General features: G+C 50.2%; 13 protein-coding genes, 1 other RNA gene and 1 pseudogene. 7 read left to right on the top strand and 8 right to left on the bottom strand.

Annotated elements, in window-relative coordinates:
- Window positions 1–91 precede the first annotated feature (91 nt).
- From AC5M9B_RS02260 to AC5M9B_RS02250, 3 genes are all read left to right on the top strand, one after another.
- Window positions 92–814, top strand: a complete 723-nt coding sequence (locus AC5M9B_RS02260) for a thermonuclease family protein (RefSeq protein ID WP_070656565.1) — start codon at window positions 92–94, stop codon at window positions 812–814.
- 99 nt (window positions 815–913) lie between these two features.
- Entirely contained in the window at window positions 914–1,159 is a 246-nt protein-coding gene (gene yfaE, locus AC5M9B_RS02255) for a class I ribonucleotide reductase maintenance protein YfaE (RefSeq protein ID WP_209283194.1), read from the top strand.
- A 240-nt stretch (window positions 1,160–1,399) separates the two neighbouring features.
- Complete coding sequence (locus tag AC5M9B_RS02250) at window positions 1,400–1,825, top strand: hypothetical protein (RefSeq protein WP_487648181.1); 426 nt, start codon at window positions 1,400–1,402, stop codon at window positions 1,823–1,825.
- A 73-nt stretch (window positions 1,826–1,898) separates the two neighbouring features.
- On the opposite strand, the gene uvrC is transcribed toward AC5M9B_RS02250, so the two are convergent.
- From uvrC to AC5M9B_RS02225, 5 genes are all read right to left on the bottom strand, one after another.
- Entirely contained in the window at window positions 1,899–3,734 is a 1,836-nt protein-coding gene (gene uvrC / locus AC5M9B_RS02245) for an excinuclease ABC subunit UvrC (RefSeq protein ID WP_070656567.1), read from the bottom strand.
- Window positions 3,735–3,872: 138 nt separating this feature from the next.
- On the bottom strand, window positions 3,873–4,193 hold the full coding sequence (locus AC5M9B_RS02240; RefSeq protein WP_146736838.1) for a stress response protein: 321 nt from the start codon (window positions 4,191–4,193) through the stop codon (window positions 3,873–3,875).
- Window positions 4,194–4,272: 79 nt separating this feature from the next.
- Window positions 4,273–5,208: an immunity 49 family protein gene (locus AC5M9B_RS02235; RefSeq protein ID WP_146736839.1), complete on the bottom strand. Its 936-nt coding sequence runs from the start codon at window positions 5,206–5,208 to the stop codon at window positions 4,273–4,275.
- 496 nt (window positions 5,209–5,704) lie between these two features.
- The gene (locus AC5M9B_RS02230; RefSeq protein WP_487648180.1) at window positions 5,705–6,388 is read right to left on the bottom strand and encodes a 16S rRNA pseudouridine(516) synthase; all 684 of its coding nucleotides are present in this window, start codon (window positions 6,386–6,388) and stop codon (window positions 5,705–5,707) included.
- Between the two features lie 40 nt (window positions 6,389–6,428).
- A complete protein-coding gene (locus tag AC5M9B_RS02225) occupies window positions 6,429–7,547 on the bottom strand; it encodes a methyltransferase (RefSeq protein ID WP_487648179.1) in 1,119 nt (372 codons plus the stop codon).
- A gap of 208 nt (window positions 7,548–7,755) precedes the next feature.
- Between AC5M9B_RS02225 and AC5M9B_RS02220 the strand changes: the two genes are divergently transcribed.
- Complete coding sequence (locus tag AC5M9B_RS02220; protein WP_146736842.1) at window positions 7,756–8,970, top strand: pyridoxal phosphate-dependent aminotransferase; 1,215 nt, start codon at window positions 7,756–7,758, stop codon at window positions 8,968–8,970.
- Between the two features lie 115 nt (window positions 8,971–9,085).
- Window positions 9,086–9,448, top strand: a transfer-messenger RNA (tmRNA) gene (gene ssrA / locus AC5M9B_RS02215).
- A 142-nt stretch (window positions 9,449–9,590) separates the two neighbouring features.
- Here the strand turns inward: ssrA and AC5M9B_RS02210 are convergent.
- The 3 genes and pseudogenes from AC5M9B_RS02210 to AC5M9B_RS02200 form a co-directional block, all read right to left on the bottom strand.
- A pseudogene (locus tag AC5M9B_RS02210) lies at window positions 9,591–10,568 on the bottom strand (tyrosine-type recombinase/integrase); the annotation flags it as partial.
- Between the two features lie 32 nt (window positions 10,569–10,600).
- Entirely contained in the window at window positions 10,601–10,789 is a 189-nt protein-coding gene (gene xisR / locus AC5M9B_RS02205) for an excisionase family protein (protein ID WP_003782610.1), read from the bottom strand.
- 1,305 nt (window positions 10,790–12,094) lie between these two features.
- The gene (locus AC5M9B_RS02200) at window positions 12,095–12,991 is read right to left on the bottom strand and encodes a metallophosphoesterase (RefSeq protein ID WP_487648178.1); all 897 of its coding nucleotides are present in this window, start codon (window positions 12,989–12,991) and stop codon (window positions 12,095–12,097) included.
- Window positions 12,992–13,142: 151 nt separating this feature from the next.
- On the opposite strand from AC5M9B_RS02200, the gene AC5M9B_RS02195 reads away from it, so the two are divergent.
- Window positions 13,143–13,391 carry a metallophosphoesterase gene (locus AC5M9B_RS02195; RefSeq protein WP_487648177.1) on the top strand — a complete coding sequence of 83 codons (249 nt, stop codon included), beginning with the start codon at window positions 13,143–13,145 and terminating at the stop codon, window positions 13,389–13,391.
- A 10-nt stretch (window positions 13,392–13,401) separates the two neighbouring features.
- The coding region (locus AC5M9B_RS02190) for a transposase (RefSeq protein WP_487648176.1) at window positions 13,402–13,586 on the top strand (185 nt) is incomplete at its 3' end.

The raw sequence follows: 13,586 nt of genomic DNA, 5'->3' as shown, positions 1-13,586 counted from the left end.
GAAAGGCCGTATGCTACCGCATACTGGCCTTTTTCTGTTAGGGAAAGTTGCACTTCAAATGCGAATCCGCCGACCTTATCATTCTCAAATTATGAAGATCACTACCATGCTCAAATGGCTGCCCGTTTTCCTGTCCGTATTGGGCGCATTGGGTTACGGCTCACGCGATACCGAACTTATTCGATCAAGCGTTCAGATTGTTTCCGATATTACAGACAGCCGTCATTTCGGCTTAGAGTCCGTCGGTGCGCTACTGACTGATACAATCAGGCCAAAGTCGTCTGAAAACGAACAGAGCAAGACCGGCATACACAAAAAAGCCCCTTATACTTATCACGGAAAAATCGCCAAAATCCACGACGGTGATACCCTTCACGTCATCGACGAAGACGGTGCAAAACACAAAATCCGCATGGCGTATATCGACGCGCCCGAGATTAATCAGGCATACGGTACGCGTTCGCGTGACAACCTGATTGACAAAGCCGACGGCAAAAAAGTGAAAGTACGCGTATTCGAAAAAGACCGCTACAAACGCGAAGTTGCGCAGGTATCCGTTGGAACAACCGATTTGAACCTTATGCAGCTGCGCGACGGAGCGGCATGGCATTACGACAGCTATGCCAAAAAACAGCAAAGCAAAACCGCCTATGCCGATTACGCCGCCGGCCAAAAGCAGGCAAAACAAAAACGTAAAGGTTTGTGGAGCGGTAAAAATCCGCAAGCTCCGTGGGATTTCCGAAGGGGTGAACGCGAGGCACAAGAAGGACGCGGAAACTCAAAATCGGAAGAAAACTGGTTGGGGATTTGGTAGGGTAATGTATAGCAAGAGGTTGTCTGAACAGGTGTAGAAGCGAAATCAAAGATTTCGGTTACACCGTGCAGACGACCTTTCCCGCTTAAACAGATAACAATGGCACTCATCAGTACACACGACAAAACCTTCGAGCTTCAAGAGGGCGAAACCTTATTGGAGGGCTTGGAGCGCACCGGCCACGAGGTCGAATACCAGTGCCGCAGCGGCTATTGCGGTTCCTGCCGCGTCAAAATATTGGACGGCAGGGCGTCGTCCTACGACGATTTCCCGCTCGCCTTTGTCGCGTCCGGCGAAATTCTGCTGTGTTGCTGTCGGGTGAATGAGGGTATTATAGTGGATTAAAATTGCAACGATACGGCGTTACCAACGCCCTTATGTACTATCTGTACACGACGGGCGTTGCCGCCTTGTCTCATTTTTATTTTAATCCACTATAAAATCGATTGCCGCACTCGTATAAGCGAGCCGGATTTATTCGATGTCGGCTTGTTTGATGAGCGGGATTGAGTCGATTGAAACCCAATTATATTATTTTTAGTTCTTTGCTTTAATAATAGGCTCTTCAGATTTAGGTGTAATCATATGAATGTTGCTAAGGGTTTATTGGTTTCAGTTTTATGTTTGAGCTCTGGTTTGCTGGCTGCTCAAAGTCATCATTCCCAATGGAAAAAAGTTTATGAAAGGGATTTGACGGATTTTGAATTGAGTCCGGAGGGAAGCGAGTTGGTATTGCTTGCCCAACCGCAAAGACGTTGCAGGATGGATGTTGATTTTTATGGGGAAATGGGACAGGATAAATACCGGTATGAATTTACTCGAGACCGTTTGACGGCAGGTTCGCATCGGGAATACCGCTATACCGCTGCTTCGTTGTCGGAAGTCACCAAAGATAAAATAAAATTGGTACGGAATGAGAAGCTGAATCCTGCCTCAGCCGCGGTAAAGAAAGAATTTCAGGATATTTATCAATATATTCCTAATAAGGTTTTAAAAAAATATTGTTTTTGATGTGGTATAGAGAATAACAAGAGGTCGTCTGAAAACTTTTCAGACGACCTCTTGCTTTATTTAACCCCATCTTTTAATGCAGATGCTCGTAAATGGTTTCCGCCAATGCCTTGCTGATGCCTTCGACTTGTTCCAAATCTTCTTTGCTGGCGGCAACGACGCCGCGCAGGCCGCCGAAGCGGGTGAGCAGGGCTTGGCGGCGTTTGCTGCCTACGCCGGGGATGTCGCTGAGTGACGAGGTAACGCGGGCTTTGTCGCGTTTTTTGCGGTGGCCGGTGATGGCGAAGCGGTGTGATTCGTCGCGCACGGTTTGCAGGAGGTGCAGGGCGGGGCTGTTGGGCGGCAGGCGGAAGGTTTCGCCGGTAAACGGGAGGATGAGTTCTTCCATGCCGGCTTTGCGTTCGGGGCCTTTGGCGATGCCGACCAAGGGGATGTGCAGCCCGAGTTCTTCCCATACGGATACGGCGACGCCGATTTGTCCTTTGCCGCCGTCAATCAATACGACATCCGGCCATTTGACGCTTTCGCCGTTGGCTTCGGCTTCCTGCATTTTGCCGTAGCGGCGGGTGAGGACTTCGCGCATGGCGGCGTAGTCGTCGCCGGGTTTGGCGGTGGTGATGTTGTAGCGGCGGTATTGCGAGGGTTGGATGTTTTGTTCGTCGTACACGACGCAGGAGGCGATGGTGGCTTCGCCTTGGGTGTGGCTGATGTCGAAGCATTCGAGGCGGTTGAGGTCGTCTGAATTCATGTTCAGGATTTTTGCCAACTCGTCGATGCGGTGTTGCTGGCTGCTTTGTTGCAGGCGGCGTTGGGCTATTGCCATTTGTGCGTTTTGTTCCGCCATTTTCAGCCAGACTTTGCGTTCGCCTATGGTTTTGGTCACGAACTGCATTTGTTTGCCGTGTTCGCCCTCCAAGGCTTCTTTCAATGCGTCGGGGACGGGGAAGTTGCTGATGATGATGTCGGGTTTGCTTTTGCCCAGATAGTGTTGGGCAACGAAGGCTTCGGCGTAGTCTTGCCCGTTTGGTTCGGGATCGTTTTTGGTGTCGGGGAAGAAGCTTTTGTCGCCGACGTGCCGCCCGCCGCGTATGCTGACCCAGTGTACGCAGACGAGGCCGTCTGAAACGGCGAGCGCGAGCAGGTCGATGTCGTTGGGGTTGTTCGGGTTTTTGCTGTCGATGAACTGGTTGCTCTGCATGATGCCGAGTGCTTGGATTTGGTCGCGGTAGCGGGCGGCTTCTTCAAATTGCAGGTTGGCGGCGGCGGTCTGCATTTTGTGTTGCAGGGTGCGGGTCAGTTCGTCGGTTTTGCCGTTGAGGAAGGTGGCGGCTTGGCGCACGCTGTCGCGGTAGTCTTCTTCGCTGATGTGTCCGACGCAGGGCGCGGTGCAGCGTTTGATTTGGTACAGCAGACAAGGGCGGTCTCGGTGTTCGAACACGCTGTCTTCGCAGGTGCGCAGCATGAAGACTTTTTGCAGGACTTGGATGCTGTCGCGCACGGCGTTGCTGTTGGGATAGGGGCCGAAGTATTGGTTCGGCTTTTTCAGCGTACCGCGGTAATACGCCATCTGCGGATATTGATGTCCGCTGAGCATTAGGTAGGGATAGCTTTTGTCGTCGCGGAAGAGGATATTGTATTTGGGCGACAGGGCTTTGATGAAATTGTTTTCGAGAATCAGGGCTTCGGCTTCGGAGCGGGTGATGGTGGTTTCGATGTGGTGAACCTGTTTCACCATCAAGGCGATGCGCGGGGAATGGTCGTTTTTCTGGAAATAACCGGACACGCGACGCTTGAGGTTGACGGCTTTGCCGACGTATAAGACGTTGCCGCCTTCGTCGAAAAAACGGTACACGCCGGGCAGATTGGGCAGGTTTTTAAGGAAAAGGGGGATGTCGAAGTCCGTGGTCATGGGGCGGGAGGCAGTATGGGAGCTGGAAAGTCGGAATTATAGGGGAAACTGTATTCCGGGAATATAACAAAAGGTCGTCTAAAAACGGGTTTTCTCAAATAGTAAACCGTTTTCAGACGACCTTTACCGATATGATTGTTAACGGCGGAATTTGCCGTGATCGAAATCATCAAATGCTTCGTAAGCGGCGCGGCATTGGATACGTTGTTCTTTATAGGGTAGCTCACGGAAAGCTTTGCGAGCTTTTCGGTTTTCTTTCAATTCGGCACGGTCGCCTTTGTATTTGTACCATGCAGCGCGGCGGTCAAGGTACTTTTTGCAGGCGGGATGCAGTTTGCCATGTTCGGCTTGAGTTCGCGGATGGCGGCGTTTGTGGGTGTCTGCATCGGCAGTTTGGGCGGAAAAACCCATTATCAGTGCAATGGACAAAGTAGAAAGCAAGCCTTTTTTGAGTAACATGATGACCTCCTGTTTGTAGGATTGAATGAGTACTTCGCAAAATTGAAATCTATAAAACAGGCGCTCAGAGGTTTCCGGCTCACTCTCGCTTCGCGTTACCAAATACCAGCTTATCGGTTTTGAACGTATAGTAATCTATCCAATCCTGCAGATATTCATACGGATAAGACAAGTCATACTGTTTCATAAAATCGAAGATGTCTTGGTATTCGTCTGCCGGTAGCGGATCGTAAACAATCAAATCCCTCGGTGCGATTTCGTGGTCTATGCCCAAATCGAAACCGTGCATGGATGCGATTTTGGCGTAGGTAACGATTTGCGGCTGCAGGTAGAAATCGAAATAGGACAATGTTTCTTTGGCAGCCATACGCGCGGTTTTTTTATCGAAAAGCGGCTCTAAGGCGGCCTTCATCGCCTCTGCATCCTGTTCGGCGAAAGCGAGGAAGAAGCGGTAATCGTACAACCGCTTTTGAAGCCATTTGTTAGGTGCGGGGTGCGCCAAGACTTTCTCGCTACGTTGTTTCAACCGATCAAGCTGCTTACCCTCCACCATCAGCAGAGTATTGTAAATCATATGACGGTTAAGGTCGTAGCGGTTTACGAAGGCCTCTGTATCGTTGGCGATGTTGTCGATATTGCGCACCAGAAACTCACGCAGCTGCGGGCTGTCGCTCATCAGCATCAGAAACATCGGATTTTGAATGTTGAGCATATCGCAGGGAAAGAAGAAGGGTTCGGGGTCTTCAGCATCTACACTCAGCAAAACCCCCAGCTTTCCTGCAACATAAGCATATTGCTTGAATTTCTTAAGATCATGTTCAAATAGATAGGCATGGGAAGCTGCAGCTCTAACGTCCATGAAAATATGTTCCATAGCTGCAAGCGGAACGCCTTTTCTTTCATCTACATAATCTATAGAGTCAAGGCAACCGCTATTGAAATTAGCAGTATTGCCTATGATTACATTAGTAATATGCTCATACCATTTTTGAGTGGTCATCATATTGTGCCCCATTGTTATCTCCTTATATTGGTTTTAGGAAACGGTTGCGGCATTATCCAAGTTTCTTTCCATGTCTTGTAAATTTTTCTCTGCTTTCGCTGCTTTATGGCCAGTCTCGCTTAACCGTTACCCGGAACTATATCCAGCTAAGGAAACAGGCATTCGGCATCGGTCTGTGAATAAAATAATTTGTTTTACCAGTCCACTCTATTTGCCTGATTAAGGGAAGGGAGCTATACGGTAGGAAGGGCTAAGAAAATCGCAGATAAAAAAAACCATCTATACTAAGGGGAAAAGTATAGATGGCCAAACACATTACGGGGAAAACGTCTTACTCACTTACTCACTTCTCTCGAAGCAAGTGTTACTCAGACACGCGAATTATATAATAGTTCACGAATGATGGCGTTAAGTTTGGTTAATATCATCTTAACAATCATATCATAATGTTTTTAAACAAATAAAAAAATCATAATGGTTAAATTTTTTTGAAAAAACTTTTAAATTTTCAAACCGTGATGAATTTCCACTCCCCTGAGGCTAAATTTTCTACCGTTCGTCCGTTAAATTTGTCCCGATGGAGGTGTTCGACGCGGTTGCCGGCAGCGGCGACCATGCGTTTGACTTGATGATATTTGCCTTCGGTAATGGTCATCAGCAGGGTGGTCGGGTTTTCCAAAACGGCTTCGGCTGCGCGGACGGTTTCGTTGTCGTCGTGCAGAAGGACACCGTTTTTCAGCGTTTCACACAGGCTTTCATCGGCAGGATGCTTCAGGGTAACGCGGTAGATTTTGGGGACTTTGTATTTCGGCGAGGTAACGCGGTGGTTGAACTGCCCGTCGTTGGTAATCAGCAAAACGCCCGTCGTATCCGCATCCAGCCTGCCGACCGCCTGCATATCGATGTTGCGCATATGGTCGGGAAAAAGGCTGAAAACGCTGGGGTATTGCTGCGGTTTGTGCGAGGTTTCGTAATCGGCGGGTTTGTTGAGCAGGATGTAGAAATAAGGCATGGGCACGACGACGATGTCTTCGCCGTCTATGCGCAGCGTTTGGACTTCGGCGGGATCGATGTCGGCTTTGGTATCGTTGCGGACCGTATCGTTGATTTCGACACAATCATTTTGAATCAGCCACTGGCATTGTTTGCGGCTGCCTATGCCTTGGGATTGGAGGTATTTGATCAGTTGCATGGGAATGGCGGGAACGGGTTTCAGACGACCTAATTGTATATCAGGACTTTGCTTTCAAACGATAGAGATAAGTGGTTTCCCGATTGCGGGCGAAGGCGAGCGGATCGGATTCGTCGGCGGCTTTGCGGTGGCGCGGTTTGGTTTTCAGAATATCGACCACTTCTAAAGAGGTCGTCTGAAAACATTGTTCCAAAAAATCGCGGTCGCGCAGATGCAGATGTTCCGCCAAGTCGGAAATGATTAACCACGCTTCGCCTTGCGGGTTTAAATGTTGCCGCACGCCTTTTAAGAAGGCGGTCAGCATGGCGTTGTCGGGATCGTAGAGGGCGGTTTCGACGGCGGAAGTCGGTTTGGCGGGCAGCCACGGCGGGTTGCAGACGATCAGGTCGGCGTGTCCTTCGGGAAACAAGTCGACGGCTTGTACGGCGACTTGTTTGTCCAGCCCCAAGCGGGCGAGGTTGGCGGTTGCGCAGGCGATGGCTTTGGGGTTGGTGTCGGTGGCGGTGATATTGGGAATGCCGCGTTTGGCAAGGATGGCGGCGATAACGCCGGAGCCTGTACCGATGTCGAACGCCGTCTGAATATGGGGATTCAACGGCGCTTGGGCGATTAAGTCCAAATATTCGCCGCGCAGGGGCGAGAACACGCCGAAGGGGACGTGGATTTTGCCGCCAAGCTGCGGAATGTCTATGCCTTTTTTGTGCCATTCGTGCGCGCCGATAAAACCCAAAAGCTGGTTGAGCGGCAGCAAAAACGGCGCGTCGTTCGGTTTGTCGTACACATCGGCAAGGGCGGCGCGGACGTCGGGTGCGCGCGGGTTGTTTAACTGAAAACCTGCGCCGATTTCGACGGCAAGCATGTTCAACACGCGGCTTTGCTGCGCCTGTTTCATGCGGTGGGTGTGGAAGGTCGTCTGAATATCGACAGACGCGTTTTTCGTTTTTTCAGACGACCTACGGACGCGCTTTTTCATCGCTGCCAACACTTGTTTGGCGTTGTGGAAATCGCCCGTCCAAACGGTTGCCGTGTGGGCGTGGGCGTTTTTCAGAATATCGGCGGCATTGCTTTCATGCACATAAACCGCCTGCTTGGGCGGCTTTTGCGTGCTTTCGTTGCGCCATTCGGCAGCGGCGCGGTCGGTGGGGATAATGGGAAACATGATAGGAAGGAGGAAGGGAAAACTGACGGCAAGTTTACTATATTTCGGGAAGTATGTATTGAAAGCGGAATAGGGTTGTAACAAAGGTCGTCTGAAATTTGAAATGCGGTTTCAGACGACCTATTCTCAGTTGCATAAAATACTTTCTTTCCGCCTGTAAACGGAGTACATTTACCCCCATTGTTAACAATTTTACGGAACACACATCATGGAGAAATTTCCCAAATCGTCCAAGCTGGACCATGTTTGCTACGACATTCGCGGTCCGGTACACAAAAAAGCCCTGCAACTCGAAGAAGAAGGTCATAAAATCCTCAAGCTCAATATCGGCAATCCGGCGCCGTTTGGCTTTGAAGCGCCCGATGAAATCTTGGTGGACGTCATCCGCAATCTGCCGACCGCGCAAGGCTATTGCGATTCCAAAGGGCTGTATTCCGCCCGCAAGGCTATCGTTCATTACTATCAAACCAAAGGTCTGCGCGATATTTCGGTCAACGACGTTTATATCGGCAACGGTGTGTCCGAGCTGATTACCATGTCCATGCAGGCGCTTTTGAACGACGGCGACGAAATCCTGATTCCCGCGCCCGACTATCCGTTGTGGACGGCTGCCGCCACTTTGGCGGGCGGTACGGTGCGCCATTATCTGTGTGACGAAGAAAACGACTGGTTTCCCAACCTTGCCGATATGGAAGCCAAAATCACACCGAAAACCAAAGCCATCGTCGTCATCAACCCCAACAATCCCACCGGAGCGGTGTACAGCAAAGAAATCCTGCTTGAAATCGCCGAGTTGGCGCGCAAACACGGTCTAATCATCTTTGCCGACGAAATCTACGACAAAATCCTCTACGACGGCGCGGTACACCACCACATTGCCGCACTCGCCCCCGACCTGCTGACCATTACCTTCAACGGACTCTCCAAAGCCTACCGCGTTGCCGGATTCCGTCAAGGCTGGATGGTGCTCAACGGCCCGAAAGAACATGCCAAAGGCTATATCGAAGGCCTCGATATGCTCTCGTCCATGCGCCTATGCGCCAACACGCCCATGCAACACGCCATCCAAACCGCTTTGGGCGGCTATCAAAGCATCAACGAATTCATCCTGCCCGGCGGCCGCCTGCTGGAGCAGCGCAATAAAGCATGGGAACTTGTCAACCAAATTCCCGGCCTATCCTGCGTCAAGCCGATGGGGGCGCTTTATATGTTCCCCAAAATTGACACAGAAATGTACGGCATCCATGACGACATGAAATTCATCTACGACCTGCTCGTGCGCGAAAAAGTCTTGTTTGTCCAAGGAACGGGGTTCAACTGGATACGCCCCGATCATTTCCGCATCGTTACCCTGCCGTACACCCACCAAATCGAAGAAGCCATGGGCAAACTCGAACGCTTCTTGCAGACTTACCGGCAATAATCGAATAAGACGAAAGGTCGTCTGAAAGCATGATTTGCGTGTTCAGACGACCTTTGTTATGCCCGTTCTGCTTGGCAAAACAGCCTGATATGCGTATAATCAACGTTTCCCATCTGGGGGCGATCTTGGTTTCGACGGGGGTTGCAAAGCAGATGCGGGCATACCGGGGTCTCAGATTTCCCGTAAAACACTGAATCTAAATAGTCGCAAACGACGAAACTTACGCACTGGCCGCTTAAGGCCTGCCGTTGCAGCAGTTGGTCAATGGGCTGTGTAGCGCAAGCTACCGCAACGTCATTCTACATTGACTGGTTTTCCGCCGGGTTACTTGGCGGGAAATAAGATTTAAGGTAACTGGTTCCTAGAAGGCCTGTCGGTCGGCATAATAGGAACGAGATTTTAAATAGACACGACTAAGTATGTAGAACGCTCTGTAGAGGACTTTCGGACGGGGGTTCAATTCCCCCCGCCTCCACCAAGATATCCGATAAGTATCCTATACTTATCTTCATTTCTGTGTTTTTTGGCACACTATTGGCACATTTCCCATCAAAAAGCTGCTCGATTTTAGACTTTTCACGCTGCTTGTCGGCCAAGTCAATCCAGCGGGAATAGTTTTCAAGTAGCATTTTCATAGTGCTGTGTCCCATCTGACGGGCTACCCACATGGGGTTGGCTCCGGCCATGAGGTTGAGTGTAGCAAATGTATGGCGGGTGTTGTAGGGTTTCCTGTACCTTACCCCCGCTATTTTTATGGCGTGCTGCCAAGGTCTCCACGGCACTTTGTCGTTCTCAAATGGGCTGCCAGTTTTCGGATTGATGAAAACGTATCCGCTTGCGAGTCCTGTTCTTTGCCATTGCCTACGTAAAGCTTCCAAGGCGCGGCTATTGAGCTCGATGTCTCGATAGCTGTGGGTTTTGGTGCTTTTCAGCTTGCCAGCCACGGATGCTTTGTTCACGCGCACGCACTGCCTCTGGAAGTCGATGTCCTGCCAAGTGAGAGCGATGAGCTCGCTGGTACGCATACCACTAAAAAAGGCCAGCTCGAAGTAATTGTGAAACACAGGTTCATTTTTCAGGTAGCCTAGAATGGCTTCGGCTTCTTCGAGCGTGAACGGGTCAGGCGGCTCTTTCTGCACTTTGGCATTGGCCAGATGCTGGGCGGGGTTGTCTTTTATCCTACCGTCGCGGAGCGCAAGAACAAACGGCTGTCGAATAACGGTGGCGATGTTGTTGCGAGTTTTTGCGCTACAGTCTAAGGTAGCCAGCAGCCCGGCTAGGGTACTGTATTGAATACGGTCTATCGGTATGTCGCCAATTTTGGGCAGGACGTGGCTGTTGAGCATGCCGCGATAGCGGGATAGGGTGGAGTGGGATAGCTGGTTAACGGTGGCTAGCCAGGCTTCGGCCATCTCACGGAAAGTGGGGCTGCGCTCCGTTTCTTCCGCCCGTTTGGAGTTGGGGAAGAATTCGGCATAATCGAATACGCCGATGGCGATTCGGGTACGTATTTCTTCCCGGAGTTTGGTGGCGTGCCGGATGTTGGCGGTGGTGGGCTTAAGCGGCAGGCTTTCCCAACATCGTTTACCCTGATACATGAACCATATTTTGATACTACGGTCGCGAATAACTAAGCCGGTTGGCATTCGTTTCGTTGCCATTTTTCTACCTCTTTTACGTTGATTAAGATGTGGCGGTCGGGTGCACGGTAGTAGTGGAGTCCCTCTACCCAAACGCCGGTGCTGATTTTGTCCCTTAAAGCCTTTTCTGTATAGCCTGACAACTCGGCGTAACGTTTTAACTGGATTTGGTTCAACATATTCAATCCTCCATATGAGTAATTAGGACTTGTAGTAAGTGGTTGTGGGACCGTAGCCAACCATGTGGCCGGACATCAGGCAACCTGAGTCGTCTTTCTGTTTGCATTTTTTCTCCAAATTTAAAGTTCGCCTTTAAGCGGCTTAGTTAATCCATTGTCCACGGCAGATTGTGTTCCACACTGCGTGGGGGAGGGTGATTTACCGGTGGGATAAGCAACAATGTCAGGTGCGCATCCATTGCCTTTGCCTATATTGGTACCAACTATATTAGCAGTAAAAAGCCCTAAAATTTTTTTCAGCCCATTCTCAAAGAAGGATGAATATTGGCAGACCATATGGCGGTTTGAAACGTAGAAAAGCCTTTGTTCACTGAGTGAATAACAGGTTACTTTGGATTGGCGTAGCTGGTTATCCCTATAAAAAGTACGATGGCCACAAGTGTATTCATGTAATGGAACTAGGTTCTGTTAATGCTGAGTGCCGCATGGTTTTTAATATAAAGTAGAAATAATATTAAATATCAATGGATTGATATTTTTGAAGTAGTTTCTGCCCGAGACCTTGGCAAAACTCACTAACCAGGAAAACCTGGTCAGGCACACTTCCCCATCTGTTGAGCCTAATCAAGTACCGATTGAACGGACAAGGTTCTAATATCCCCTACGCTGATGTAGGTCTTGTTGGTGTTATCCGGACCTGGTCCATCGGTGGCTGACAAAATCAGGTCCGCACATCGGTGCAAACGGTATCTGTACCACTACCGGCAATGACTATGATGCATGCTGGGTTAAAGGCACTTTAAGCTCGCTCACAGCATATCTGCACCGATGCAGAAAGTCATACCTACGGACAAAGGGCAGATTGCCGAGACCAAATCGGCAATCAAAAGGGGTATTGAGGCAGACAGCTTTGCTTGGCTGAAAGATGATTGCAAGGACCTGGTTCTTTTACTCACTGAAAGATAAAACCTAAGCAAGAGGTGATGATGCATACCAACAACCGGCAGCACTCCCCTAAAGACCGGAGAGTACCTGAGTCTGTTGTATATGCTTATGTCATTGATACTGTTTTCATTACCCACAGTATTCGTTTTTATTCAATGAGTCAATGGATTGTTTAATATTATCAATAGAATAGATAGATTTCCGTCTATCGATATCTTTGAGCATGCAGAATAACTGCTCCATCCAGCTTTCAGGCAACAGCCGGAGGCATCAATGGCACGGTTGATTTTGATCTGATGACGCAGAAAAAAAGAGGGATGGTAAACCATCCTTCTTGTCGCTTTAATTACGTTACCTGGTTCACACCATCAAAAACGGCAGCCCGTCTTTGATTTGCTGCTGTCCCGCCGGGCTGTCGGGCTTAAACTCTTCCTGATAATAGCCGATGGTGTTGCTCGCCGTCGGAATGCCGTATTCGTTGGCGTAATGCACGGGCAGGTGTTGGTGGGCATGGCCGTGGATGCAGGCCGCAAGCTTTTCAGGTAGCCCGATTTCCGCATCCTCTGCCCACCGTGCAGGCAGTACCGTGCCGTAGCCCAGGTCGGCATCGCCGAACAGGCGGCTGGTCGGGTAGTGGGTGAACAAGATGTTTTGCACGCCGGACGGGCTGGCACGCAGCGTGTCTTCGATGAAACACACACTTTGATGATGTGCCGCCAGCACATCGCGATATAGTAGTTTGGCGTAACTGTTGCCGCGTTTGACCTTGATGTAGCGGTAGTCGCTCAATCTTTGCGCCACCGCATATTCGTCCCCATGCGCCACCTGATACCAAAACGGTGCGCCGATAATCTGCACACGCCCGTTGTCGAGCATGGCGCACTGATTATGCAGGATGTTCATGTGCGCCTTCAGTATCGGGCTGCCGTCCAGAGCCGCCTGAATCCGTCCGACTGCCTTGTGCAGGGCGTCGCCGTAATATTCGTGGTTGCCCATCACATAAAATACTTTATCAAAGCCGTTGTCGGCAATCACGCTTTCCAGAAACGGCACGAAATAGTGGAACTCTTTGGCCTCAGTCAAATCGCCGGCAATCATCAGCAGATTGTGTTGCGTTGCAGGCTGCCGGTTGCAGCGGAACAGCGGGCGGTAGATTGCATCCAGCACATCGGTTTGCAGCAGCCCGCGTTTGTCGAACAGCCATTCCAGGTGGATATCGGAGATGTAGTTGAGTTGGACGGTGCGGTCTGTCGGCATGGTATAAGTTTCCTAATTGAATAATGGATGAGTGTGAACCATCAACGCCGATATTCGGCGCCAATCGTGTCAAACGGTTTCAGATGGAATGATACAATACCGGCGAACCGTTTCCCATCTCCCGTTGCAGGCTACCTGAAACCATATCTATATGAAAATCCAACTCCTTTCCGACACCCACGGCAGCCCCTATGCCCTTCATCCCGAAGCCGATGTGATTGCCCACGCCGGCGATTTCGGCAACGGCTTGGCCGCCATGCGGCAGTTTCAGGCAGCCTGCAACGAGGCGGGCAAGCCCTATGTTTTTGTGCTGGGCAACCACGATTATTATCATGAAAACATGAGCGGAGACCTTTGCAAAATTCCCCAAAATCCCCTAAGTTCCCACCAAGACATTTAGGGGATTTCTCATGAGTACCTTCTTCCGGCAAACCGCACAAGCCATGATCGCCAAACACATCGACCGCTTCCCACTATTGAAGTTGGACCAAGTGATTGATTGGCAACCGATCGAACAATACCTGAATCGTCAAAGAACCCGTTACGTCCGAGACCACCGCGGCCGTCCCGCCTATCCCCTGTTGTCCATGTTCAA

The organism is Neisseria flava, from assembly GCF_982712965.1.
The sequence above is the reverse complement of the archived record's forward strand: the minus strand, read 5'-3'. Positions and strand labels throughout refer to the sequence as shown.

Bases quoted from the DNA above. Each gene is read 5' to 3' on its own strand.
- AC5M9B_RS02200 (WP_487648178.1), bottom strand. From the start codon at position 12,991: ATGCCGACAGACCGCACCGTCCAACTCAACTACATCTCCGATATCCAC.
- AC5M9B_RS02225 (WP_487648179.1), bottom strand. From the start codon at position 7,547: ATGTTTCCCATTATCCCCACCGACCGCGCCGCTGCCGAATGGCGCAAC.
- AC5M9B_RS02250 (WP_487648181.1), top strand. From the start codon at position 1,400: ATGAATGTTGCTAAGGGTTTATTGGTTTCAGTTTTATGTTTGAGCTCT.
- AC5M9B_RS02220 (WP_146736842.1), top strand. From the start codon at position 7,756: ATGGAGAAATTTCCCAAATCGTCCAAGCTGGACCATGTTTGCTACGAC.
- uvrC (WP_070656567.1), bottom strand. From the start codon at position 3,734: ATGACCACGGACTTCGACATCCCCCTTTTCCTTAAAAACCTGCCCAAT.
- AC5M9B_RS02230 (WP_487648180.1), bottom strand. From the start codon at position 6,388: ATGCAACTGATCAAATACCTCCAATCCCAAGGCATAGGCAGCCGCAAA.
- yfaE (WP_209283194.1), top strand. From the start codon at position 914: ATGGCACTCATCAGTACACACGACAAAACCTTCGAGCTTCAAGAGGGC.
- AC5M9B_RS02240 (WP_146736838.1), bottom strand. From the start codon at position 4,193: ATGTTACTCAAAAAAGGCTTGCTTTCTACTTTGTCCATTGCACTGATA.
- AC5M9B_RS02235 (WP_146736839.1), bottom strand. From the start codon at position 5,208: ATGGGGCACAATATGATGACCACTCAAAAATGGTATGAGCATATTACT.
- AC5M9B_RS02260 (WP_070656565.1), top strand. From the start codon at position 92: ATGAAGATCACTACCATGCTCAAATGGCTGCCCGTTTTCCTGTCCGTA.
- AC5M9B_RS02195 (WP_487648177.1), top strand. From the start codon at position 13,143: ATGAAAATCCAACTCCTTTCCGACACCCACGGCAGCCCCTATGCCCTT.
- xisR (WP_003782610.1), bottom strand. From the start codon at position 10,789: ATGTTGAACCAAATCCAGTTAAAACGTTACGCCGAGTTGTCAGGCTAT.